Origin of the sequence: Pseudonocardia sp., assembly GCF_029263155.1 — a bacterium.
Taxonomy (GTDB): domain Bacteria; phylum Actinomycetota; class Actinomycetes; order Mycobacteriales; family Pseudonocardiaceae; genus Pseudonocardia.
The window spans coordinates 62,039-83,449 of sequence record NZ_JAJCYB010000073.1; the positions used below are offsets into that span (position 1 = coordinate 62,039).

The window sequence follows — 21,411 nt, forward strand, 5'->3', positions numbered from 1 at the left end:
CTCGGTGCCCGCGGTGCCTCGCGCAGGCCCGCGCGTCCGGTCACGTCCTCACTCGACGGGCTCGGCCTCGCGCGGCTCCTCGGTGCTCCCGACCGGCACCCGCATGGTGATCTCGCCCGCGCGCTCGAAGGTCAGGACGAGTTCGTAGGTCAGACCGGAGCGCAGGTCGTCGACGAGGCCGGCGAGCACGACCTGGGTGCCCCCGGCCGGGGCGACGGTCGGAGCAGGAGTGGGAGTGGGAGTGACCGAGGAGTCCTCGGAGTCCGGCTCCTCGACGGGCGGTGCGGGCGGCACGCCCTGGACGACGACGGCCCGCCCGGCCGGGATCGCGGTGGCACCGCTGATCCTCACCTCGCTCGCCCACACGCTGGTGGCCGACACGAGCCGATCGGCCTCGGCGCCCTCGTTCACGATGGTCATGCTCAGCGGGGCGTCGGAACCGCGGGCGTGGACGACGTCACCCGCGACCTGCTCGCCGAACTCGATCACGGCGTCCCGCACGACGATCGGGCCCGAGCCGACGTTGGCGCCGCTGACGGCGGCGACCTGCTCGGCGGTTCCGGAGATCTGGCCCGCACCACAGCCGGTGAGGGCCAGCGCCCCGACGAGCGCGCCGGTCAGCAGGGAAGCGGTGCGACTCACGGTTGCATCGTCCTTTCCGCGCCGGCGGGGTTCGTGAGGCCACGGGAGCGGGGCACCGGCGAGCACCGCGAATCCTAGGGGGATGGCAGGGCCGACGGAGGAGGCCCGGGGTGGGTAAGGCTAGTCAAGCGATCACGGCGGGTCCGACGCGGCTGCTCCCACCACGTTTGGCGCCGGTTGTCAAGGTCCTGACCTGCAGCGACGGTCCGACCCGACCGGCGAGGGTCAGGTCGGCCGTGTTAACCTGGGTACAGCGAAAGGGGCTATGGACACATGGTTTTCAAGGTCGGAGAGACCGTTGTCTACCCGCACCACGGTGCCGCTCTCATCGAGGCCATCGAAACCCGCACGATCAAGGGCGAGGAACGCAAGTACCTCGTCCTCAAGGTCGCGCAGGGTGATCTCACGGTGCGTGTTCCCGCCGAGAACGCCGAGGTCGTCGGCGTTCGTGACGTGGTGGGCCAAGAGGGTCTCGACAAGGTGTTCGAGGTGCTCCGTGCACCGCACACCGAGGAGCCCACGAACTGGTCGCGCCGGTACAAGGCCAACCTCGAGAAGCTGGCCTCCGGTGACGTGAACAAGGTGGCCGAGGTCGTCCGCGACCTGTGGCGCCGCGAGAAGGACCGGGGGCTGTCCGCGGGCGAGAAGCGCATGCTCGCCAAGGCACGGCAGATCCTCGTCAGCGAACTCGCGCTGGCCGAGGGCACCGACGAGGAGCGCGCCGAGGTCCTCCTCGACGAGGTCCTCGCCACCGCCAACGCCTGATCGTCCGACGATCCACCGGCCGCGTGAACCTCGTCGCGGTCGTGGTGGTCGGCGATGCTCGCCCGGATCGGCTCGACGTGCTGACCCCGCTCGGAGACGCACCGCTCGTGGTGCACTCCGTGCGGGCGATGCTGGGCGTGCCCGGTGTCGATCACGTGCACGTCCTGGCCCCGGCGGGGTACGGGGTGCGCGTGGCCGACGCGCTCGCGGGTATGCCCGTCACCGTTCACGGCTCGTCGGCCGGCCTGTGGGCACACGTCGACCAACGATCGGGACACACCGATGGTGACGGGGATGACACCGACGGTGCATGCCTGCTCGTCCACGATGCGGCGCGGCCGTCGATCCCCTCGTCACTGGCCGAATCGGTGACCGACGCGGTGTGCTCCGGACATCCGGTCGTGGTGCCGGTCCTCCCGCTGTCGGACACCGTCAAGGAGATCGGCGGCGACGGCTTCGTGCGCGCCACACCGGACCGGGCCGGACTGCGGATCGTGCAGACACCCCAGGGCTTCCGCGGCGATCTCCGTCCCGCGCTGGACGATCCCGTCCACGCGTGGTCGTCGGTCGACACCCCCGCCCACACCGTGCCCGGCGACGCGCGGGCCTTTCCCGTGCGCGACGCGTGGGACCTGGAACTGGCCGCTTCGCTGATCGGGGCGGACGCGTGAGGGTGGGCATCGGGACCGACGTGCACCCGGTCGAGCCCGGTCGCGCGTGCTGGGTGGCCGGGCTGCTGTGGGAGGGCGTCGACGGCTGCGCCGGTCACTCCGACGGCGACGTCGCCGCCCACGCCCTGTGCGACGCGCTGCTGTCGGCCGCCGCGCTCGGTGATCTCGGTGCGGTGTTCGGCACCGGGCGTCCCGAATGGGCGGGCGCGAGCGGGGTCGCCCTGCTCGCGGAGGTGCGACGGCTCGTGGCGGCCGCGGGCTGGACGCTCGGCAACGCCGCGGTCCAGGTGATCGGCAACGCCCCGAAGATCGGCACCCGACGCGCGGAGGCCCAGGAGGTGCTGTCCGCGGCGGCGGGCGGCCCGGTCTCGGTGTCCGGCACCACCACCGACGGCCTGGGCCTCACCGGCCGCGGCGAGGGCATCGCCGCCGTCGCCACGGCCCTGCTCCTGCCGACCGTCTGACCGCAACTCGCGCGCACGGAGACCCCGACTCGCGGGGGCCGGACCAACCCTGCGCGCGTGTCGGGGCCTGCGTGCGCGCGAGTCGGGGCCTGCGTGCGCGCGAGTCGGGGCCTGCGTGCGCGCGAGTCGGGGTATCGCGGTCAGGCGTCGTACATCGCGGTCGTGCGGGCCTGGATCTGGGACGCCGACAGGTCCTCGGTGCGGCGGGCGACCATCCACAGGTGCCCGAACGGATCGGCGAGGCGGCCGCCGCGGTCGCCGTAGGGCTGGTCGGCCACCGGGAAGATCACCGTGGCACCGTGGGCGACCATCCGGGCGGCCACGGCGTCGGGGTCGGCGACGTAGAGCGCGATGATCACGGGGACGCCACCGGCCACCGGGGCCGGGTCGTAGCCGTCGGCGTCCTTGACGGCGAACCGCACGCCGTCGACGGCCACCATCGCGTGCACGACGCGGCCGTCGGGGTCGGTGAAGCGCTCGGTCACCTCCCCACCGAAGGCGTTGGCGTAGAAGGCGAGCGCGGCGTCGGCGCCGTTCACGACGAGGCGCGGGTAGAGGTCGGTCATGGGCCCCACGGTGACGCACCACGCGGGCCCGCGTCGTGGACAAAGCGGATGTCCCCTGCCAGGTCGGGCGATCGTGCGGGTCCGTACGCTGGACCGGTGACCCTCCGCCTGTTCGACACCGCCACCAGAGAGCAGCGGGACTTCGTGCCCGTCCGCGCCGGGGCTGCGTCGATCTACGTCTGTGGGGCCACGGTGCAGGGCCCGCCGCACATCGGGCACGTCCGCAGCGGCCTGAACTACGACGTGCTGCGCCGCTGGCTCGCCCACACCGGGCACGACGTCACTCTGGTCCGCAACGTCACCGACATCGAGGACAAGATCCTCACCAAGGCCGCCGAGGCGGGCCGGCCGTGGTGGGAGTGGGCCGCCACCTACGAGCGCGCGTTCCAGGCCGCCTACACCGCGCTGGGTTGCCTCCCGCCCTCGATCGAGCCGCGGGCCACCGGGCACGTGCCCCAGATGATCGAGCTCATGGAGCGGCTCGTCGAGCGCGGCCACGCCTACGCCGCCGACGGCGACGTCTACTTCGCGGTGCGCACGTTCCCGGACTACGGGGCCCTGTCCGGCCAGCGGATCGACGAGGTGGAGCAGGGCGAGACCGACTGCGGCGCCAAGCGTGACCCGGTCGACTTCGCGCTCTGGAAGGCGGCCAAGCCCGGCGAGCCGTCGTGGCCCACGCCGTGGGGACGGGGACGGCCGGGCTGGCACCTGGAGTGCTCGGCGATGGCGTCGATGTACCTGGGCCCCGAGTTCGACGTGCACGGCGGCGGGCTGGACCTGGTGTTCCCGCACCACGAGAACGAGCTCGCGCAGAGCCACGCCGCCGGCGAGGAGTTCGCCCGGTTCTGGCTGCACAACGCCTGGGTGACCACGGGCGGCGAGAAGATGTCGAAGTCGCTGGGCAACACCCTGGGCGTCGACGTGCTGCTGGGCAAGGTCCGCGGCGTCGAGCTGCGCTACTACCTGGTCGGCCCCCACTACCGGTCGATGATCGAGTTCTCGGAGCCCGCGCTGCAGGAGGCCGTGTCGGCCTACCGGCGGATCGAGTCGTTCGTGCATCGCGTCCGCGAGCGGATCGCCGCCCCCGGGGTCGGCACGCCGGACCCGACGTTCGTCGCGGCCCTGGACGACGACCTCGGCACGCCCGGCGCGCTCGCCGCCGTCCACAACGCCGTGCGGGAGGGCAACACCGCGCTCGACGCGGGCGACCGCGCCGCGGCCGCCGACGCGGCGGCCTCGGTGCGGGCGATGACCGGCGTGCTGGGGCTGGACCCCCTCGACCCCCAGTGGCTCACCGGCTCCCGGGCCGACGACGCGGCCGCCGCCGCCCTCGGCGTGATCGTCGACGACCTGCTCACCACACGCCAGCAAGCGCGGGCCAACCGCGACTTCGCCACCGCCGACGAGATCCGCGACCGCCTCCTGCACGCTGCGGTCTCCGTGGAGGACGGCCCCGACGGCCCCACCTGGTCCCTCAAAGATGCCTGATAGGAACGTGTGATGGCCGGCAACTCCCAGCGTCGCGGAGCGATGCGCAAGGACGGCACGAAGAAGGGGATGGTCGTCGGCTCCGGCGGCCAGCGGCGCAAGCAGCTGCAGGGCAAGGGCCCGACCCCGCCGAAGGAGGACCGCCCGAACCACCCGGCCGCGCGCAAGGCGAAGCTCGCCGAGCGGTCGGCGGCCAACCGCGGCCGTGGGAAGGTCGCGGGAAGCCGTCGCGCCGGGGACGGCGAGACCCCCGAGACGGTGCTCGGCCGCAACCCGGTCCTGGAGTGCCTGCGTGCCGGGGTGCCGGCCACGGCGTTGCAGGTGGCGATCGGCAGCACGCACGACGAGCGCGTGCGGGAGTCGCTGCACCTGGCTGCCGACCTGGGCATCTCGATCATCGAGATCGCGAAGGGCGACCTGGACCGGATGGCCGGGGGCGCGCTGCACCAGGGCCTCGCCCTGCAGGTGCCGCCCTACGCCTACGCCCATCCCGACGAGCTGTTGGAGATCGCGGCCGACAGCGGACGGCCGAGCCTGATCGTTGCGCTCGACGGTGTGACCGACCCGCGCAACCTCGGCGCCGTCGTCCGCTCGGTCGGGGCGTTCGGCGGCAACGGCGTGGTCGTGCCGCAGCGGCGCGCCGCGGGCATGACGGCGGTCGCCTGGCGCACCTCGGCCGGCACCGCGGCCCGGGTGCCCGTCGCGCGCGCCACCAACCTCACCCGCACGCTGCAGGAGTACGCCTCGGCCGGGCTGATGGTCGCCGGGCTCGCCGCCGACGGCGACGTCACCCTCGACGAGTTCGAGCTCGCCACCGACCCGGTCGTCGTCGTGATCGGGTCGGAGGGCAAGGGCCTGAGCCGGCTGGTGAAGCAGACCTGCGACGTCACGGTCTCGATCCCGATGGCCGGGCCGGTGGAGAGCCTGAACGCGTCGGTCGCCGCGGGTGTGGTGCTGGCCGAGATCGCGCGCCAGCGACGGGCGCGGTCGCGCTGAGGCCCGCACACCCGGGCGCGCTCGCGCGCGGGGGCACTCCGCGCGTGCGTTCCGTGCAGCAGCGCGCCTAGCGACACACGCAGTCAGACGAGGCGCGCGCCGCAGGCCGCGGAGGCGGGCACGCCGCTCGAACCGCTCGGCGCGCGATCGGCCCGGGGTGCGGCGACCGGCCCGCCCCACCCCGCGACGATCAAGGCCATGTGGTCGCTCGTCGATCTTCCGAGGCGACCATCTGCCCTTGATCGCCGACCCGCCGCACCGCGCCCCGTGGCGTGGGTGCCCGTCGCTCAGGCGACCACGGCGCGGCGGCCCAGCATGCGGGCCGACATGCGGGCGCCGACGTAGAGGACGAACGCGATCGTGGCCACGTAGCCCGACACCGGCAGGCCCGGCGCGAGGGAGAGCAGCGCGCCGCCCACCAGAGCGATCTCGGCGAACACCACCGCGATGACGGTGGCGGCCAGCGGGCTCGCCGTGACCCGGGCCGCGGCCGCACCGGGCGCGATCAGCACCGACAGCACCAGGATCGCGCCGACGATGGGCACCGCGAGCGCCGTGACGAGCCCGACGAGCACGGCGAACACCAGCGACAGCGCCCGCGTGGGCACCCCGCGTGCCACGGCGACGTCGGGGTCGGTGCTGGCGAACAGCAGCGGCCGGTACAGCACCGCGAGCACGCCGATGACGAGCACCGCGACGATCGCGAGCAGCACGAGGTCGGCGGTCGAGACCGACACGATCGAGCCCACGAGCAGCCCGAACTTGTTCGACGCCCGCCCGCTGTAGAGCGAGAGCATCAGCACGCCGAGGCCGAGCCCGAACGCGAGTACCACCCCGATGACGGAGTCGCGCTCCCGTTGCCGGAGCCCGAGGATGCCGAAGACCAACCCCGCGATCACGGCCCCGGCCACGGCCCCGATCCCGACGCCGATGCCGATCAGCAGAGCGGCCGCGCCGCCGGTGAATGCCAGCTCGGCGGTGCCGTGCACGGCGAACGCCATGCCCCGCGACACGATCAGCGGGGCCAGCGCGCCCGCGACCAGGCCGAGCACGGCGCACGCGATCAGCGCGTTCTGCACGAACCCCTGCGCGAGCAGGAAGCCCAGGCCGTCGAAGGAGACGAATCGGTCCATCAGGCGGTCTCGTCGCCGGTGTGGCAGTGGTCGCGGCCGTCCGCACCGACGACCACGAGCCGGTCGCGCACACGCAGCACGTCGACCTCGGTGCCGTAGAGCTCCGAGAGCACCGAGGACGTCATGACGTCCTCGGTGGGGCCGATCCGGAACCGCCCGTTCACGAGGTAGAGCACCCGGTCGACCAGCGGCAGCACCGGGTTGATCTCGTGGGTGACGAACAGCACCGCGGTGTCGTGGACGCGGCGGCGCTCGTCGATGAGGCGGGTGACGGTGCGCTGGTGGGACAGGTCCAGCGACAGCAGCGGCTCGTCGCAGAGCAGCACGTCGGGATCACCGACGAGGGCCTGCGCCACCCGCAGCCGCTGCTGCTCGCCGCCGGAGAGCCGGCCGACCGGGGCATGGGCGTACGCGGCACCGCCGACAGCGGCCAGCGCGGCGTCCACCCGCTCCCGCCGCTCCCGGCGCCCGCGCAGGCCGACACCGAGGCGGTGCCCGTCGAGCCCGAGACCCACGAGGTCGCGCCCGCGCAACGGGAGGTCCGGGTCGAGCGCCTTCTGCTGGGGCACGTACCCGATCGACGGGCTGCCGCGCCGCGGCACGTGTCCCCCGATCCGCACCTCCCCCGCGGACAGCGGGAGCAGGCCGAGCAGCACCCGCATCAGGGTCGTCTTGCCCGAGCCGTTGGGGCCGAGCACGGCCAGGAACTCCCCCGGCGCGACGTCGAGGTCGAGTCCGGCCCAGAGCGCACGCTCGCCGAAGCGGACGCCCGCATCCCGCAGCGAGACGGCGGCCTGCCGCGTCAGCGGCGGGCGGGCGACCGTGGGCTCCGCCGTCACCGGCTTCACACCGGGTTCAGGGCGCTCGCCAGCGCCTCGACCTGACCACTCATCCACCCAACGTAGCTCGACTGCCCCTCCGGCAGGGTCTCGGACATCTCGACGACGGGCACGCCCGCACCCTCGGCGGCCTGCCGCACCTGGTCGGTGGTGGGGGTCTGGGTCTGGGCGTTGAGGATCAGGGCGCGGACGGGATCGGCGTCGCCCGGGGTGAACAGCGCGAGCGTCTCGGCGACGACCGCGGCGGGCGGGTCCGTGTCCTCCTCGACGGCCTCGGAGAACTCCTCGGGGGTGACGTTCGCCAGGCCCGCGGTCTCGATCAGGTAGCCGGGGACGGGCTCGGTGACCGCGACCCGGGCACCCGACTGCGCCGCGCCGATCCCCTCGACCCGCTCGGTGAGCGCGGCGATCTCGGTGTTGAAGGCCTCGGCGTTGGCCGTGTAGGTGGCGGCGTTGGCGGCGTCCACGCCGCCGAGCTCCTCGGCGAGGCGGGTGGCCAGGGTCTGCACCGTGGGCAGGCTGTACCAGACGTGCTCGTTGAACTCGCCGTGCTCGTGGGCGTGCTCCTCGCCCTCGGCGTGCGCCTCCTCCCCCTCGCCGTGCCCGTGCGCGTGCTCCTCGCCCTCGGCGTGCTCCTCGCCTTCCGCGTGCTCCTCGCCCTCCGCGTGCTCCTCGCCGGCCTCCTCCTCCGGTACCAGGCCCGACAGCTCGGTCACGTCGATTACGACGGGTGACGCACCCGAGGCCTCGATGAGCTGGGGCATGAACTCGTCGTAGCCGCCGCCGTTGAGCACGACCACGTCGGCAGCGGCCACCGTGACCGCGTCGGCGGGCGTGCTCTCGTAGGAGTGCGGGTCCGCGGCGGGGTCGGTGATCAGCGACTCGACGGTGACTCCGTCGCCCCCGACGGCCTCGGCGATGCTGCCGTAGACGTTCGTGGAGGCCACCACGGTGAGCGCGTCGTCGGCCGCCGCCCCGGCGGCCGGGTCCTCCGTGGTGGAGGAGCCACAGGCGGCCAGGGTCAGGACGGCAAGGGCGACGGACGCTCCGGCCAGCGGGCGCAGGGCCATGGGTGATCTCCAATATCGATAACCGTTGTCGATTCACTCTAGCGTGTGGGCGTCGCGTCGGTCACCCGCGGCGGCGGGCTTTCTCCGCCGCGTCTGAACCGTTACCGTTGCGCCGGTGCGCGGACCCCGAGACGTTCGACGACCAGCGACTCTCGCATCACTCGCTGCCGAGCTCGGCGTGTCCCGCACCACCGTCTCCAACGCCTACAACCGCCCCGACCAGCTCTCCGCCCCGCTGCGGGCGCGGGTGCTGGAGGCGGCACGGCGGCTGGGCTATCCGGGCCCGGACCCGGTGGCGCGGTCCCTGCGCACACGCCGCTCGGGCGCCGTCGGACTGCTGCTCACCGAGGCACTGTCCTACGCCTTCCGCGACCCCGCCGCCACCGGCTTCCTGGAGGGCCTGGCGCTCGCCTGCGAGCGCGCCGGGTCGGGCCTGCTGCTCGTGCCGGTCAGCCCCGAGGTCCCCGACGTGACCGCGGTCCACCAGGCCGGCGTGGACGGGTTCGTCGTCTACTCCGTCCGCGAGGACGATCCGCACTTCAAAGCCGTGCTGGAACGACCGGTGCCCACGGTGGTCTGCGACCAGCCCATCGGCGTGGAGGGCGTCGACCGGGTCGGCGTCGACGACCGGGCCGCGATGCTGGGTGTCGCCCACCACCTCACGGCGCTGGGCCACCGCCGGGTCGGGGTGCTCTGCATGCGGCTGGCCGCCGGTCGCCACGACGGCCCGGCCGGGGAGTCCCGGCAGGGCGACGCCACCTATCCGGTGCAGCGCAACCGGCTCGCCGGGCTGCGCGACGGGCTCGCCGAGGCCGGCGTCGACTGGGCGGGGATCCCGGTGCACGAGCGGTTCGAGCACAGCGTCGACGCCGGACAGTCCGCCACCGCCGAGCTGCTGGCCGCGCACCCGGACCTGACGGCGATCGCCTGCACGTCCGACATCCTGGCCCTCGGCGCGCTGCGCCACGCCGCCACCCGGAACCTCTCGGTGCCCGACGACCTCACGATCACCGGCTTCGACGGCGTGCCCGAGGCACGGCGCGCGGGCCTCACCACCGTGGCGCAGCCGGTGCTGGAGAAGGGCCGGGCCGCGGGCGAGCTGCTGCTCGACCGCGGCGACCGCAACCGCCCCCGCACCGTCACGCTGCCGACCGAGCTGATCGTCGGCACCACCAGCGCCACCGCCCGTGCGGCCGAGCGGTTCTTCTCCGGCTGGTGAGCGGCACACCGCCCCCGTGCCGCCGGCCCGCGATCAAGGGCAGATGGTCGCCGGTGGATCACCCGGAACCACCATCCGGCCTTGATCGCTGAAGGTCTGCTACTCGCGTCCCGCCGCCCGCAGCGCCAACAGCGCCTCCAGCACCTGCGCCATGTCCGACGGCCAGGCCACCCGGAACGCCGCGGCGGTGTCCCCGTCGCCCACCTTGATCCCGACGTCCCCGGGTTGTAGCCGGGTCAGTGCGGTCTCGTCGGTGACGTCGTCGCCCGCGAACAGCACCGCGTCGGCCTTGGTCCGCTCCCGCAGGATGTCGAGCGCCAGGCCCTTGTTCACCTGCAGGACGGCGAGGTCGAGGACCGCCTTGCCCGGCGTGGTCTCGACGCCGGGACGGGCGGCGGGGCCCGCGCGCACCGCGTCGAACACCCGCGCAGCGACGTCCGGCGCGGCGTTGCGCACATGCACCGCCACCCCCGCCGGCTTGTGCTCCAGCGCCACCCCGGGCTCGTCCCCGACGAGCTCCTGCAGCTCCGCGGTCAGGCTCCCGAGGCGGGCACGCTGCTCGTCGTCGAGTACGGCCGCGCCGTCGTCGAACTCCGCGCCGTGGCTGCCCACCAGCCGGATCGGCGTGCCGAACCCGGAGACCGCCGCCAGGTCGGCGAGCCCCCGCCCGGAGACCATGGCGATCGTGGTGTCGGGCAGCGTCGCCAGCGAGCCCAGCGCCGCCGCCGAGGCGGGCAGCGGACGCGCGTCGGAGGGCACGTCGACGATCGGGGCGAGCACCCCGTCGAAGTCGAGGGCGACCAGCAGCCGCGACACGGCCGTCAGCTCGCGCAGCGCGGCGTGCAGGTCGGGATCGAGGGTCGTCATGTCGGAGGCAGCCCCAATGCGTCGAGGAAGGACCGGGCCCAGCGGTCGACATCGTGGGAGAGCACCTGACGGCGCATCGACCGCATCCGCTTGCGGGCGTCGGCAGCGGGCATCGTCAGCGCACCGTACAAGGCGTTCTTGACCCCGTCGGTGTCGTGCGGGTTGACCAGCACCGAGTCCTTGAGCTCGATCGCGGCCCCGGCGAACTCCGAGAGCACGAGCACACCGCCCAGATCGTGGCGGCACGCCACGTACTCCTTGGCGACGAGGTTCATCCCGTCGCGCAGGGGCGTGACCAGCATGACGTCGGCGGCCACGAAGAACGCGGCCAGCTCGTCGCGCGGGAGCGACTGGTGCAGGTAGTGCAGCACCGGGTGACCGACGCGCGCGAACGTGCCGTTGATCCGGCCCACCGACTGCTCGATGCCGTTGCGCATCGTCTGGTAATGCTCCACGCGCTCGCGGCTGGGCGTCGCGAGCTGGATCATGACGGCGTCGCCGGCGCGTTCCTCGGCGAGCAGCTCCTCGAACGCGCGCAGCCGCACGTCGATGCCCTTGGTGTAGTCGAGCCGGTCGACGCCGAGGATGACACGCTCCGGGTTGCCCAGGTCCTCCCGGATCTCCTTGGCGCGCTGCTGCACCTCGGGACTGCGGGAGAGCCGGTCGAGGTGCGCGGAGTCGATCGAGATCGGGAACGCCCCGAGCTTGACGGTGCGGCCCTCGTAGGTCACCTCGTTGCGCGCACCGGGCTTGGCGCCGGTGAAGCGGGTGGCGAGCCAGCGGAAGTTGCGGACCCCGCCGGGGGTGTGGAAGCCGACGAGGTCGGCGCCGAGCAGCCCTTCCACGATCTCCTTGCGCCACGGCAGCTGCTGGTAGAGCTCGGTGGGCGGGAACGGGATGTGCAGGAAGAACCCGATCCGCAGGTCGGGCCGCAGTGCACGCAGCTCGGCCGGCAGCAGCTGCAGCTGGTAGTCCTGGATCCAGACCGTGGCGCCGGGCGCGGCCACCTCGGCGACGGCCTCGGCGAAGCGCTTGTTGACCCGGACGTAGGCCTGCCACCAGTGCCGGTGGAACGCCGGCGGCGCGACGACGTCGTGGTAGAGCGGCCACAGCGTGCCGTTGGAGAAGCCCTCGTAGTAGTCCTCGACGTCGCGCGCCGTGAGCATCACCGGGTGCAGCGTCAGCCCGTCCTCGACGAACGGCTCGGCCTCGGCGTCGGCGAGCCCGGGCCAGCCGACCCAGGCGCCCTCGCGGCTGCGCAGCATCGGCTCCAGCGCTGTGACCAGCCCGCCCGGGCTGCGTTTCCAGCGCTGCGTGCCGTCGGGCAGCTTCTCCAGGTCCACCGGCAGCCGGTTTGCCACCACCACGAACTCGGCGGTCTGATCGGCCACGGCCACTCCTCCTCGAACGCCACCTGCGACGGCGGTGAGCCTACGCGGCGCCGGGCTCCGGTGCGGGGTCCGAACTGTTCGAGGCGACGCGGCGGTTGGGGCGGGTCAGGTAGTCCCCGAACGCCACGCCCGCCGCCAGCGCGAGACCGATCCCGAGGGCCAGCGACATCGTCACCAGGCCGTCGAGCACGCCACCCTCGGCGGCGAGCTGGTAGAAGCCGCGGTACACGCTGAATCCCGGGAGCAGCGGGGTGATCCCGGCCAGCGTGATGGCCAGCGGCGGCACCCCGCCCCCCCGACGGAACAGCCCCGCCGCGAGCCCGACGACGACCGCAGCCGCACCGGTCGCGGGCACCGGCCCGACACCGGCCACCTGCGAGAGCAGGGAGAACGTGCCGAACCCCGCCGCACCGGCGGCGCCGGCGGCGAGCAGGGACCGGACGGGGGCGTACCCGGCGAGCGCGTAGGAGGCGGCCGCCGTGCCCGCGGCGAGCAGCGAGATCCACAACCGTCCCGCGCCGGTCGGCAGCTCACCGGCCACCTCCAGCGGCGGCGCGAACTCCAGCCCGATCCGCAGCCCCAGCACCACCCCGACCAGCAGCCCAGCCGACAGCAGCGCGATCTCCACCCCGCGGCCCGCCGCCGTGACGTAGTAGCCCGTGACGGCGTCCTGCACGGATCCGACCAGCGACAGCCCGGACAGGAGCACCGTGATCGCCGCGGCGATGACCAGGGACGGGCGGGTGCCCGGTGGGAAGGCGCCCAACCCGAAGAGCGCGACGGTCGCCCCGGTGGCCAGTGCACCGCCCGCGATCTGCTGGAAGAACGCGGGCAGGTTGCGCCGGTTGAGCAGCCGCCCGACCCGGTCGATCACGGCGGTGGTGCCGAACGCCGCCAGCCCGGTGATCCACCCGCCACCGAGCAGCACCGCGATGGACGCGGCCAGCCCGGCCCAGCCGACGGTCGCGACCCACCGCGGGTAGGGGTGCCGCGCGTTGACGGCGTCGGCCAGCTCGGTCGACGCCGTGCGCACGTCGACGGTACCGGCCTCCAGCCGGTCGATCACACGGCCCACCGCAAGCAGCCGGGTGAGGTCCAGCGAGCGGTACTGCACGAGCCGCATCGACGTGACCGGCGTCGCCGCCATCCCGCGGTGGCAGCACATGGTGACCGAGGTGAAGGTGATGTCGACGTCCACGGCCGACAGCCCCGACGCCGCCGCCAGCCGCAGCATCACCGCCGTCGTCTCGTCGACGCTCTCGCCGCTGGACATCAGCACCTCCCCGACGCGCATGCACAGGTCGAGGACCTCCTGCACGCGGGCGTCATCGGGGACCTCGGGGCCGATCGGCCGCATCAGCTGCACGCTCGGCGGGCCGGGCTGGAGAAGGTCGTGCGCCTCCCGGCGGAGCTTGCTGCGGACGCGGCGGGTGAACCGCGGTTCGTCGTCGACCGGGGGCATGCCGCAAGGGTAGAGCCGCATTCAGATGATCAGTGCGACCCGCCGCCCCAGCGTCGACGCCGCCACGCCGAGGTCCGCCCCGGTGGGCTTCGTGGGGTCCGAGGCGGCGACCAGCCGTTCGACAGCGTGGACGGATCGGCCTCCCCGCACCGTGTTGCCGGTGGCCGGTTCTCGCCGCCGGACATGCCCGATTCCCGGTGGAAGCGCCGCTCTAGGATGGACACGTTCGCCGGTGTAGCTCAGTGGTAGAGCAACCGCCTTGTAAGCGGTAGGTCGTCGGTTCGATCCCGACCTCCGGCTCCACGCCTGACCAGCGGATTCTCCGTTGCGAAGATCATCAATGCGACAGTCGTGCCACGGGATGTGCCGCGAACCGCGGGACAATTGGCGGCATGGCGGGACGTCCGGCGGCCGGCAAGGCACGCGCGAGAGGCAATATCGGCACTCTCCGTAGCGGCGCGCTCAGGGTGCGCGTGTACGCCGGCGTCGACCCGGTGACGAAGCAGCGCCACGACCTGGTGGCCGTGATCCCTCCCGGCCCGAACGCGCGTCGAGAGGCGGAGCGGACCCTCGACCGGTTCCTGCACGAGATCGCGGAGCAACGGAACCCGCGCACGGCCGCGACGGTGGACCAGCTACTCACCCGCTACCTCGACCAGTTCGACGGCGCGCCCAACACGCTCACGAACTACCGCAGCTACATGCGCAACCATGTCTCCCCGTTCATCGGGCACGTGAAGGTCGGCGCGCTCGATGCCGAGATCCTGGACGCGCTCTACACCGAGCTCCGCCGGTGCCGGCTGCACTGCAACGGCAAGCGCGGCCCGCAGCACTGGAGCCGTTACGAGCACGCGTGCGACCGCCGCTGCACCCGCCTGCACGTCTGTCGACCCCTGGGCGCGTCCGTCGTGCGCCACATCCACTTCCTCCTCTCCGGCGCGTTCGAGCGGGCCGTGCGGTGGCGGTGGGTGGGGATCAATCCGGTCACCATGGCGTCGCCGCCGGCCGCGCCGCGGCCGAACCCACAACCGCCATCACCGCGTGAGGCGGCGCGGATTGTGGAGGAATCGTGGAAGGACCCGGACTGGGGTGCGCTGGTCTGGACGGCGATGACGACGGGCGCTCGCCGAGGCGAGCTGTGCGCGATCCGCCTGCACTCCGTCGATCTCGACGAGGGCCGCGAGACGTTGTGGCTGCGGCGGGCGATCCGCAAGGAGTATGGGGTGCTCGTCGAGGCGGAGCTGAAGACCCACCAGCAGCGCCGGGTCGCGCTCGACGTGGAGACGGCGGAGATCCTCCGCGAGCACATCACGCGCGCCCGTGCTCGCGCCGCCTCCTTCGGGCTCGTCCTGCCCGCCAGCGCCTTCCTGTTCTCCGGCGCGCCCGACAGCTCGACCTTCCCGATCCCGGACAGCCTGACGCAGCGATACGACCGCCTGGCCGTGCGGCTCGACATCGCGACGACGTTCCACCGGCTCCGGCACTACTCCGCTACCGAGCTCATCGCAGCCGGCGTCGACCCGCGCACTGTCGCGGGCCGGCTCGGCCACGGAGGTGGCGGAACGACGACCCTCAAGACGTACTCGGCATGGGTGTCTGAGGCCGATCAGCGTGCCGCATCCAGCCTCGGTTCACGTATGCCGAGGCGTCCGGTCACGGCCAACCCACATGGCGAGAGAGGGCTCTGATGAACCAACCTGCGCATTGCTTGCCGAAGGGCCGGTCGCCGAGCGCTTCCCGTTACGCACCGTGTGTAAGGTCGGCCGCAGACTCCAGGGCACAGCAGGCTTGCGTAGCCGGACCAAGGTCTGTTAGCGCAACGTCGGAGCCGAACACGAGAGGTCGATTTGCCCCCACCAGCCTCGTTCCCCGCCGTACACTCCGCGGGCATCGCTTACGGGACGCTGCAAGACAACGAGTGTCGTCAACAGTGGAGCATCGCCAACGTCCAGGCCGTCGTCACGGCTGCGCGATGTGCGTTAGAGAACATCCGTATCGACTACGAGGGGGTCGACGCTGTGATCCGGCAATCGGCGGACCATGACCTCTACGACTCTCTAGCGATCGACGTGCAGCTCAAGTGCACCTCTCAAATATCGAATATCGCGGATGATCACATCAAGTGGCGCCTCAGCAAGAAGCACTACGACAAACTCTCCTCTGTGCGCCACTACAACCCCAGGATATTAGTTGTTTGCACCGCGCCATTAGACTTCACAACTTGGCTCAACGTTAGCGACGACGAGCTGCTCCTTAAAGGTTGTGGCTATTGGCAGAACCTGCATGGCTGGCCGGCATTTGACGGCGACAGCAAGACCATTGAGGTACCTCGCTCCAATCAGTTTAACGTTGAGCAGCTCCTCGGAATGCTACATCGTGTCGGTTCGGGGGGAAGGCCATGAGGAGCCTCCCCATCCGCGAGCTTCCGTCCGAACTTGCGTCCCCGAGCAACCTGGCAAGCTACTTGGCTGGCGCCGGGTGGGAGCTGGCCGCCTCAGATGCGGCCCGGATGGTTTGGGCGCTCCCGGGTCGTGGACGACCAACGACCATCCTGCTTCCACTGGACTCCACATATGTCGACTACTCAGATCGATTGAACGAAGCCGTTGCGAAACTATGCGCAGTCAACGAGTGGGACGTTGAGCAGCTCGCGGTCAACATCATTCAATCCCGATCCGACATACTTTTTATCCGCGCAGATCAAGCAACGTACGGAGACAGCATTCCACTTCGCCAAGCGGAGAAGCTTCTTGTCGGATCAGCCGACATGCTCATGGCGGCGGCGCGGGCAGCAATCGCACCGAGGGCGCATTTTAAGGGGAAATCTCCCGACCTCGCCAAAGAGTTCCTTGACCAGGATGTCCGCTTCGGGCATACGCGGCGTGGTAGCTTTATCCTAACGATCGTCACTAGCCTAGCTGACCGATCCTCAACCGAACAGTCTGATCGACCTGTGGGTGACGAAGAGGTCGTTGGCGGCACCTCACAATCAGCACCGAGTGAGTTCGCGGACGGTCAATCGCAACCGCCATCGGATGCATCGCCACCCGATGCGCCAGACGAAGTTCTGGTTTCGCCGCCGATCGGTGACCGCGATAGACTCCGCATCCCCCCTTATCAACGCCAGGTGATGACAACCCTCGCCCGCGGGCTCGGCGCCGCACAAGAGTTGTTTCAAGCTGCGTCTACAATCTCTATGGATGACGCCGTTCGACTAGGCCTCAGCAGTAACCTCTTGGACTCCCTCGACGGCATGTCTGATTTTGAGGGACTTCACGCACTCGACATGAGTTTTCAATGGTCACCTTCTGAGCCGAGCCCACCGGAAACGCCTCAACGGGTCATCATCCCGCGAGCGTCCTTTGTCCAGTTCAAACCAGTATCTGACGCGTTGAAAGACGCTCCGACGAGTCGGACCGATACCATTTACGGCCGGGTATCGCGTCTCGACGTTGACGACAAGGAGCACGGAGCCGGCGAAGGGGTTTTCACCATTAAGGGAGTAACGGGCAGTGCCGACAATCAGTCGGCGCGAATGTTGCTTAGCGGGAGGAGCTACGTAAGAGTATATCAGGCACTTCGCTCAAGAAAGCTAGTCGTTGTCACCGGAACCCTCGAGAAGGTCAAGGGAACTTGGTGGATGACCGGCGACGTTGAGGTCGAGGACGTCCGTGAAGCGTAGCGGTTAGGGTCGACCTATGAATTGTCGGCCTCGCCTATTGCGTGGGTAACAATATTGTCCGAATCTTCGGGAACGAAGAGACTCTTATAGCCGCCGCCGAACCTTGAGAAGATCTCTGCTATTGCTTCAGCTTCGTAATCGGCGAGGGGTACGCGGACCATTGTTTCGAGGTATCCGCCCGCCATGCGCGCGGGCGTCTCTGTCGGATGACTTCGAGCCGTTTCGCTAAACTGTCGAATTATCGGCGCCCACTCGGTTCGGTTCTGGGTCTTTAGCTCGATTACGCGCACTGGTTCCGTTCGGATCTCCACGCCGGGAACTAAGCCGTCGAGTGTTCGCAAGGGGTAGCGAACACAAGTTACTCCGTTCAGTTCTTTCAGCATTCCGTCAGGAACTTCGACCCAATGGAAGCGCAGCTGCCCCGTTGAAGGCATTAGTCGGATCACTTGATGCGGATGACTGCTGTCATCAATAGTCGCTACGCATTCGTAGATTACTCGTCGACAGAGTGTGGACACGGCCAACAGGAGGAGTGTGGTGATATCGATAGCCTCCTTGGCGCTTAGCTCGTCAGGAACCGCGTACTCATGCTCCATCAAGTTCCGCTCGACATTAAGACGACGAAACACTGAAATGGGCAGGAGCGATGCGTAGTCAAGCAATTCGAGCCGCTGCGGAAAATTGAGGCGGGCATTACCTGCTAACAAGCCGTAGGCTGACAACGCTTCGTCGATAGCAAGATGAATAGCGCGCTTGCAGTTGCCAAGGGCGTTCACCCTGCCTCTTTCGGCACCCTCTCTAATGTCGGAAACAGCGAAACTCAGGTACGTCTGGGCTACAACGCCGTCGGATCGAGCGGGCATCCCTCCTGTCTGTACCGTCGGGCTGTAGCACTTGATCGGGTGGTCAGGCTCGTCAGGAAAGATTAAGTGCACCGCCCGATACCTCCACATGCGCTTTCCAAGGACTAGCTGGAGCAGAACAGCCTAGCGCGGGTCGACGGCAAAGGCTTCCGGGCTTGCTGATTTTCTGCCGCAGAGACCGGCAGGCAGTCGCACGCTCCGCGGCGCCACCTTGACCAGAAGTAGGAACGTTGAGCGTGCATGGTGACATACAGCCGTACTCTCGCTGTGTGACTGAGGTACTGACTGTCTCGACAGCTACTCCGAGCCGCGATGCCGGGCTGCGACTTGCCGAGTCTGCGATAGGCGCAGGACTCGCTGCTGGTGGGCAGGTCTCCGGGCCGGTGGCATCGGTGTTCTGGCACAACGGCGAGTTCGGGCAAGGCGAGGAGTGGGTTGTCTCGTTCAAGACCACCGCTGCACGGTATGCAGAGCTCGAGACCCACCTCATTGAGTACCACGAGTGGAAGAACCCCGAGGTGACGGCTGTGCCGCTCGCTCGCGCCTCAGCGGCGTACGTCGAGTGGGTGGAGCGCGTGACTGCCAAGAAGGTCGCGGACGACGGGTAGGTCGCCGTGCTCGGCGAGCCGACCCGCGACCTTCACGAGGCGCTCGCGCGGACGGACCGACGACACGTTGCCCATGACGGCGAGGCTTGACTCCACGACCGTGGCGGCCTGCTCGATCTCGCCGGCGTCGATGTACGAGTCGGCCAACCACGATGAGTAGAGCGCCTTGTCCCGTGAATGCGCGTCGCTGTAGCGCGCGAGCGCGGACTCCAGTACCGGCACGGCGCGCAACGGGCGGCGCAGCTCGCTCCAGCATCGGCCGGTCATGATCGCGAGTTCGGTCTCGTCGGTCCACGCCGCGTAGTCCGGTGTCTGGCCGTCGGTGAGCGCGAGAGCGTCCTCCGCGCGGCCGAGGCAGCGGGCCGTGGCGTCCGCGTCGCCGTCGAGGGCGAACGTCCAGGCGGCGCGGGACAGGAGCAGTGCGCGGACTCCAGGGTCGACGCCCGGTTGGTCTGCGGCGTGCACCGACTTCTCCGAGATCGTGCGGGCGGGTCGACCGAGGCCGATGAGCTGGTAGGCGTGGAAGGCGAGGGCGTTGCCGGCGAGTCCGGCGTCGCCCGCCTCCGTCGCCGCTGCGTGGCTGCGCCGGTAGTGGTCGCTCGCGTCGCCGTGCCATCCCGCGTCGAACGCCGCCCAGCCGGCCTGCTGCGACTGCTCGGCGTGCAGGGCGAGGAGGCTGCGGTGCACCGACTCCTGACCGACACCCTCGCGGAGCAGGTGGCCGGTCAGCTCCGCTTCCGCTGCGTAGAGCCGGTAGGTGTCGCCTCCACCGAGCGTGGCGTCGAGCTTGCGGAGGCTGACGAGGCGCTGCCGCAGCTCGTTGACGACGTCCTGCGTGGCGCTGCCCGCGCCGGGTCCGCCGCCGACGACCGCAGCGAGCAGGCCGGAGATCGCGAGCGTGGAGCCCGTGCGGAGGAAGTCGCGTCGCTGCACCGAGGGGTCACCGTCTCCCAGGTCGAAGTCGTCAGCGGTCGTCACCGACGCTAGGGACGGTTCGGAGACGTCGACAGGGCAAGTCCCCGGCATTCGGGGCGTGGTGATTGCGGGCCCGAGGTCCCCGGGCGGAGGGGCGCCAAGCTGCTCGAGCAGTCGCCGATAGACGGCCTGTGGCCGCTTGACGCGCCCGTTCTCCCACCGGTTGATGAGTCGCGCGTCCAGCGACGTGCCGCGCTCCTCCTTGCGCTCCCACGCGATGCGGACGACCTGGGCGGCGAGTTCCTCCTGCGACCAGTTCATCGTCTCGCTGCGCCACCGGCGTAAGCGATGGCCCCACGGTTCGTCGGTCGCGTCCTGCGTGCCGGTCATGGTCGGTCCTCCGCCGCCTACCGCTGGAATGCCGGGGTTCTGCCGTGCGGTGCCGGGCGTTTGACCTGCGTTGTCTCGCCCGGAGTCGCGATCGTCATCGGCATGAACCCCAGTGCACCACAGCCTCCCGACAGTCCGGGGGCGATTCAGGAACTCCGGGCAGAGGTTGTAGTGGCGCTGGAGCGCGTCGAGCGGCTCAGGATGGCTCGTCGTCGGCACCTAGCCGACGTTCGATGGCGTCGAGCCGTCGGTAGATCGCAGTCAGGTCCGCCTTGACCGCGTCCAGTTCAGCGAGAACCGGGTCGTCCTGGTCGACGTCCGTCACCGGCTGTCCCTCGAGGATCCGCGCGATCTGATCGCCGGGCCAGCCGAGGGCTTCGGAGACGGCGGCCAGTGTCCGCGGATTGCGTCGGCGCGGCTGCAGGTTCTGCTGCAGTTCCCGGACGGTCATGAGCGCCACGCCGGCACGCGACGCCAGGTCCGCCTGCGTCATGTCGATCTCGGCCATGCGGGCCCGGATCGCCGCGGCAACGCCGTCCCAGTCCTTCGCCACACGTACCTCCGCGCCTGCTGATTTCAGTACCGAGGCTAGCGGCCTATCCACAGCGTGCCGGCGACGACAGCGCAACTGGCTAACGTGAGTGCTAATATTAGTACTGCGGTTAGTCCTCAAGTGGTTCCCGAGTCAGGAGTGAAGCCATGAGGAAGTTCTCGCCCCAGGTGGTCACGGCAGCGCCGAAGTTCTACAGCGTCGCCCAGGTCGCCGCCATGTTCGGCATGTCGCCGATGACCCTCTACCGCGCCATCGCCGCGGGGGAGTTCCCGGCCGTCCGCATCCGCGGCCGGTTGATCGTCCCGGCGAAGGCCGTCGACGCGATGGCCGACACGGCCACCGCGGAGCAGACCGTCGTCGACGCCGCCGGGTGGGTGGTGTGAGCCGTGGGAACGATCGGAGTCCTGATCTTCTTCGCCGTCGTCGGCGCGGTGATCTGCGCGAAGGCACGCAGCGCGGGCGGAGCGGTGGTGTTCGCGCTCATCGCGCTCGGGCTGTTCATCTCCACCCCGGCCGGAGCCGGGCTGCCGGGGATGCTGACCGATTTCATGTCGTCGGTGTCGCAGGCGTCGGAGCCGCTCACCGGGGGTTCGGAGGCGGTGGGATGACCAACGCGACGACACGGTCGACCCAGCACGTGCGGCCGGACGACTTCCGGCACCGGGCGGCGTGCCGATCGGTCGACGCCGAGCCCGTTGACCGGACTAGCCACGGTGCTCGCGGTGTGTCGCCGCCGGGCAGGACTTGGCGGGCGATAGCTCTGCCGGCATGGCTGATGATCTCGATCGGATTGTGTCTGGACTGGTGCTGCCGCGGTGGGGCCGCGT

23 protein-coding genes and 1 tRNA gene are annotated in these 21,411 nt (G+C 70.5%); 13 read left to right on the forward strand and 11 right to left on the reverse strand.

Going from position 1 to position 21,411, the window contains the following annotated elements:
- Positions 1-48 precede the first annotated feature (48 nt).
- Positions 49-642, reverse strand: coding sequence for a hypothetical protein (locus tag Q1K26_RS14440; protein ID WP_300012039.1), 594 nt, complete (start codon positions 640-642; stop codon positions 49-51).
- 273 nt (positions 643-915) lie between these two features.
- Here Q1K26_RS14440 and Q1K26_RS14445 point away from each other — a divergent pair, with 273 nt between their 5' ends.
- The 3 genes from Q1K26_RS14445 to ispF are packed head-to-tail and all read left to right on the forward strand — an operon-like array spanning position 916 to position 2,542.
- Positions 916-1,407, forward strand: coding sequence for a CarD family transcriptional regulator (locus Q1K26_RS14445; RefSeq protein ID WP_073457680.1), 492 nt, complete (start codon positions 916-918; stop codon positions 1,405-1,407).
- A gap of 23 nt (positions 1,408-1,430) precedes the next feature.
- Complete coding sequence (locus Q1K26_RS14450) at positions 1,431-2,078, forward strand: 2-C-methyl-D-erythritol 4-phosphate cytidylyltransferase (protein ID WP_300012042.1); 648 nt, start codon at positions 1,431-1,433, stop codon at positions 2,076-2,078.
- Entirely contained in the window at positions 2,075-2,542 is a 468-nt protein-coding gene (gene ispF, locus Q1K26_RS14455) for a 2-C-methyl-D-erythritol 2,4-cyclodiphosphate synthase (protein ID WP_300012045.1), read from the forward strand. The genes Q1K26_RS14450 and ispF overlap by 4 nt, the downstream gene beginning before the upstream one ends.
- Before the next feature lie 140 nt (positions 2,543-2,682).
- Here the strand turns inward: ispF and Q1K26_RS14460 are convergent, their stop codons facing one another.
- Positions 2,683-3,108, reverse strand: a complete 426-nt coding sequence (locus tag Q1K26_RS14460; protein ID WP_300012048.1) for a VOC family protein — start codon at positions 3,106-3,108, stop codon at positions 2,683-2,685.
- 96 nt (positions 3,109-3,204) lie between these two features.
- Between Q1K26_RS14460 and cysS the strand changes: the two genes are divergently transcribed.
- Both cysS and rlmB read left to right on the forward strand, forming a co-directional pair.
- A complete protein-coding gene (gene cysS, locus Q1K26_RS14465; protein ID WP_300012051.1) occupies positions 3,205-4,596 on the forward strand; it encodes a cysteine--tRNA ligase in 1,392 nt (463 codons plus the stop codon).
- A gap of 12 nt (positions 4,597-4,608) precedes the next feature.
- Positions 4,609-5,592: a 23S rRNA (guanosine(2251)-2'-O)-methyltransferase RlmB gene (gene rlmB / locus Q1K26_RS14470; RefSeq protein WP_300012054.1), complete on the forward strand. Its 984-nt coding sequence runs from the start codon at positions 4,609-4,611 to the stop codon at positions 5,590-5,592.
- A gap of 287 nt (positions 5,593-5,879) precedes the next feature.
- On the opposite strand, the gene Q1K26_RS14475 is transcribed toward rlmB, so the two are convergent.
- The 3 genes from Q1K26_RS14475 to Q1K26_RS14485 are packed head-to-tail and all read right to left on the reverse strand — an operon-like array spanning position 5,880 to position 8,634.
- Positions 5,880-6,725, reverse strand: coding sequence for a metal ABC transporter permease (locus Q1K26_RS14475; protein WP_300012057.1), 846 nt, complete (start codon positions 6,723-6,725; stop codon positions 5,880-5,882).
- Entirely contained in the window at positions 6,725-7,564 is an 840-nt protein-coding gene (locus Q1K26_RS14480; protein WP_300012060.1) for a metal ABC transporter ATP-binding protein, read from the reverse strand. The genes Q1K26_RS14475 and Q1K26_RS14480 overlap by 1 nt, the downstream gene beginning before the upstream one ends.
- A gap of 5 nt (positions 7,565-7,569) precedes the next feature.
- The gene (locus tag Q1K26_RS14485; RefSeq protein ID WP_300012063.1) at positions 7,570-8,634 is read right to left on the reverse strand and encodes a zinc ABC transporter substrate-binding protein; all 1,065 of its coding nucleotides are present in this window, start codon (positions 8,632-8,634) and stop codon (positions 7,570-7,572) included.
- A gap of 115 nt (positions 8,635-8,749) precedes the next feature.
- Here Q1K26_RS14485 and Q1K26_RS14490 point away from each other — a divergent pair, with 115 nt between their 5' ends.
- Positions 8,750-9,853 (forward strand): LacI family DNA-binding transcriptional regulator, encoded by a 1,104-nt coding sequence (locus tag Q1K26_RS14490; protein WP_300012066.1) that lies wholly within the window; start codon positions 8,750-8,752, stop codon positions 9,851-9,853.
- 99 nt (positions 9,854-9,952) lie between these two features.
- On the opposite strand, the gene otsB is transcribed toward Q1K26_RS14490, so the two are convergent.
- The 3 genes from otsB to Q1K26_RS14505 are packed head-to-tail and all read right to left on the reverse strand — an operon-like array spanning position 9,953 to position 13,573.
- The gene (gene otsB, locus Q1K26_RS14495) at positions 9,953-10,720 is read right to left on the reverse strand and encodes a trehalose-phosphatase (protein ID WP_300012069.1); all 768 of its coding nucleotides are present in this window, start codon (positions 10,718-10,720) and stop codon (positions 9,953-9,955) included.
- A complete protein-coding gene (locus tag Q1K26_RS14500) occupies positions 10,717-12,117 on the reverse strand; it encodes a trehalose-6-phosphate synthase (protein WP_300012072.1) in 1,401 nt (466 codons plus the stop codon). Before Q1K26_RS14500 ends, otsB begins: the two co-directional genes overlap by 4 nt.
- Before the next feature lie 34 nt (positions 12,118-12,151).
- Positions 12,152-13,573, reverse strand: coding sequence for a threonine/serine exporter family protein (locus tag Q1K26_RS14505; RefSeq protein WP_300012075.1), 1,422 nt, complete (start codon positions 13,571-13,573; stop codon positions 12,152-12,154).
- A 228-nt stretch (positions 13,574-13,801) separates the two neighbouring features.
- On the opposite strand from Q1K26_RS14505, the gene Q1K26_RS14510 reads away from it, so the two are divergent.
- From Q1K26_RS14510 to Q1K26_RS14525, 4 genes are all read left to right on the forward strand, one after another.
- Positions 13,802-13,876 (forward strand) — tRNA-Thr (locus tag Q1K26_RS14510).
- 89 nt (positions 13,877-13,965) lie between these two features.
- Positions 13,966-15,261, forward strand: coding sequence for a site-specific integrase (locus tag Q1K26_RS14515; protein ID WP_300012078.1), 1,296 nt, complete (start codon positions 13,966-13,968; stop codon positions 15,259-15,261).
- Positions 15,262-15,420: 159 nt separating this feature from the next.
- Positions 15,421-15,975, forward strand: coding sequence for a DUF4365 domain-containing protein (locus tag Q1K26_RS14520; RefSeq protein WP_300012081.1), 555 nt, complete (start codon positions 15,421-15,423; stop codon positions 15,973-15,975).
- Complete coding sequence (locus tag Q1K26_RS14525) at positions 15,972-17,255, forward strand: hypothetical protein (protein WP_300012084.1); 1,284 nt, start codon at positions 15,972-15,974, stop codon at positions 17,253-17,255. Before Q1K26_RS14520 ends, Q1K26_RS14525 begins: the two co-directional genes overlap by 4 nt.
- 14 nt (positions 17,256-17,269) lie before the next feature.
- On the opposite strand, the gene Q1K26_RS14530 is transcribed toward Q1K26_RS14525, so the two are convergent.
- Positions 17,270-18,031: a hypothetical protein gene (locus tag Q1K26_RS14530; protein ID WP_300012087.1), complete on the reverse strand. Its 762-nt coding sequence runs from the start codon at positions 18,029-18,031 to the stop codon at positions 17,270-17,272.
- A 356-nt stretch (positions 18,032-18,387) separates the two neighbouring features.
- Here Q1K26_RS14530 and cutA point away from each other — a divergent pair, with 356 nt between their 5' ends.
- Positions 18,388-18,726 (forward strand): divalent cation tolerance protein CutA, encoded by a 339-nt coding sequence (cutA, locus tag Q1K26_RS14535; protein WP_300012090.1) that lies wholly within the window; start codon positions 18,388-18,390, stop codon positions 18,724-18,726.
- Here the strand turns inward: cutA and Q1K26_RS14540 are convergent.
- A complete protein-coding gene (locus Q1K26_RS14540) occupies positions 18,664-20,031 on the reverse strand; it encodes a helix-turn-helix transcriptional regulator (RefSeq protein WP_300012094.1) in 1,368 nt (455 codons plus the stop codon). The two genes, cutA and Q1K26_RS14540, sit on opposite strands and share 63 nt — an antisense overlap.
- A 196-nt stretch (positions 20,032-20,227) precedes the next feature.
- Positions 20,228-20,584 (reverse strand): XRE family transcriptional regulator, encoded by a 357-nt coding sequence (locus Q1K26_RS14545; protein ID WP_300012097.1) that lies wholly within the window; start codon positions 20,582-20,584, stop codon positions 20,228-20,230.
- A gap of 146 nt (positions 20,585-20,730) precedes the next feature.
- Between Q1K26_RS14545 and Q1K26_RS14550 the strand changes: the two genes are divergently transcribed.
- Together Q1K26_RS14550 and Q1K26_RS14555 are read left to right on the forward strand one after the other, a co-directional pair.
- Positions 20,731-20,967: a helix-turn-helix domain-containing protein gene (locus Q1K26_RS14550; RefSeq protein ID WP_300012100.1), complete on the forward strand. Its 237-nt coding sequence runs from the start codon at positions 20,731-20,733 to the stop codon at positions 20,965-20,967.
- Between the two features lie 3 nt (positions 20,968-20,970).
- On the forward strand, positions 20,971-21,192 hold the full coding sequence (locus Q1K26_RS14555) for a hypothetical protein (RefSeq protein ID WP_300012103.1): 222 nt from the start codon (positions 20,971-20,973) through the stop codon (positions 21,190-21,192).
- Positions 21,193-21,411: the final 219 nt, after the last annotated feature.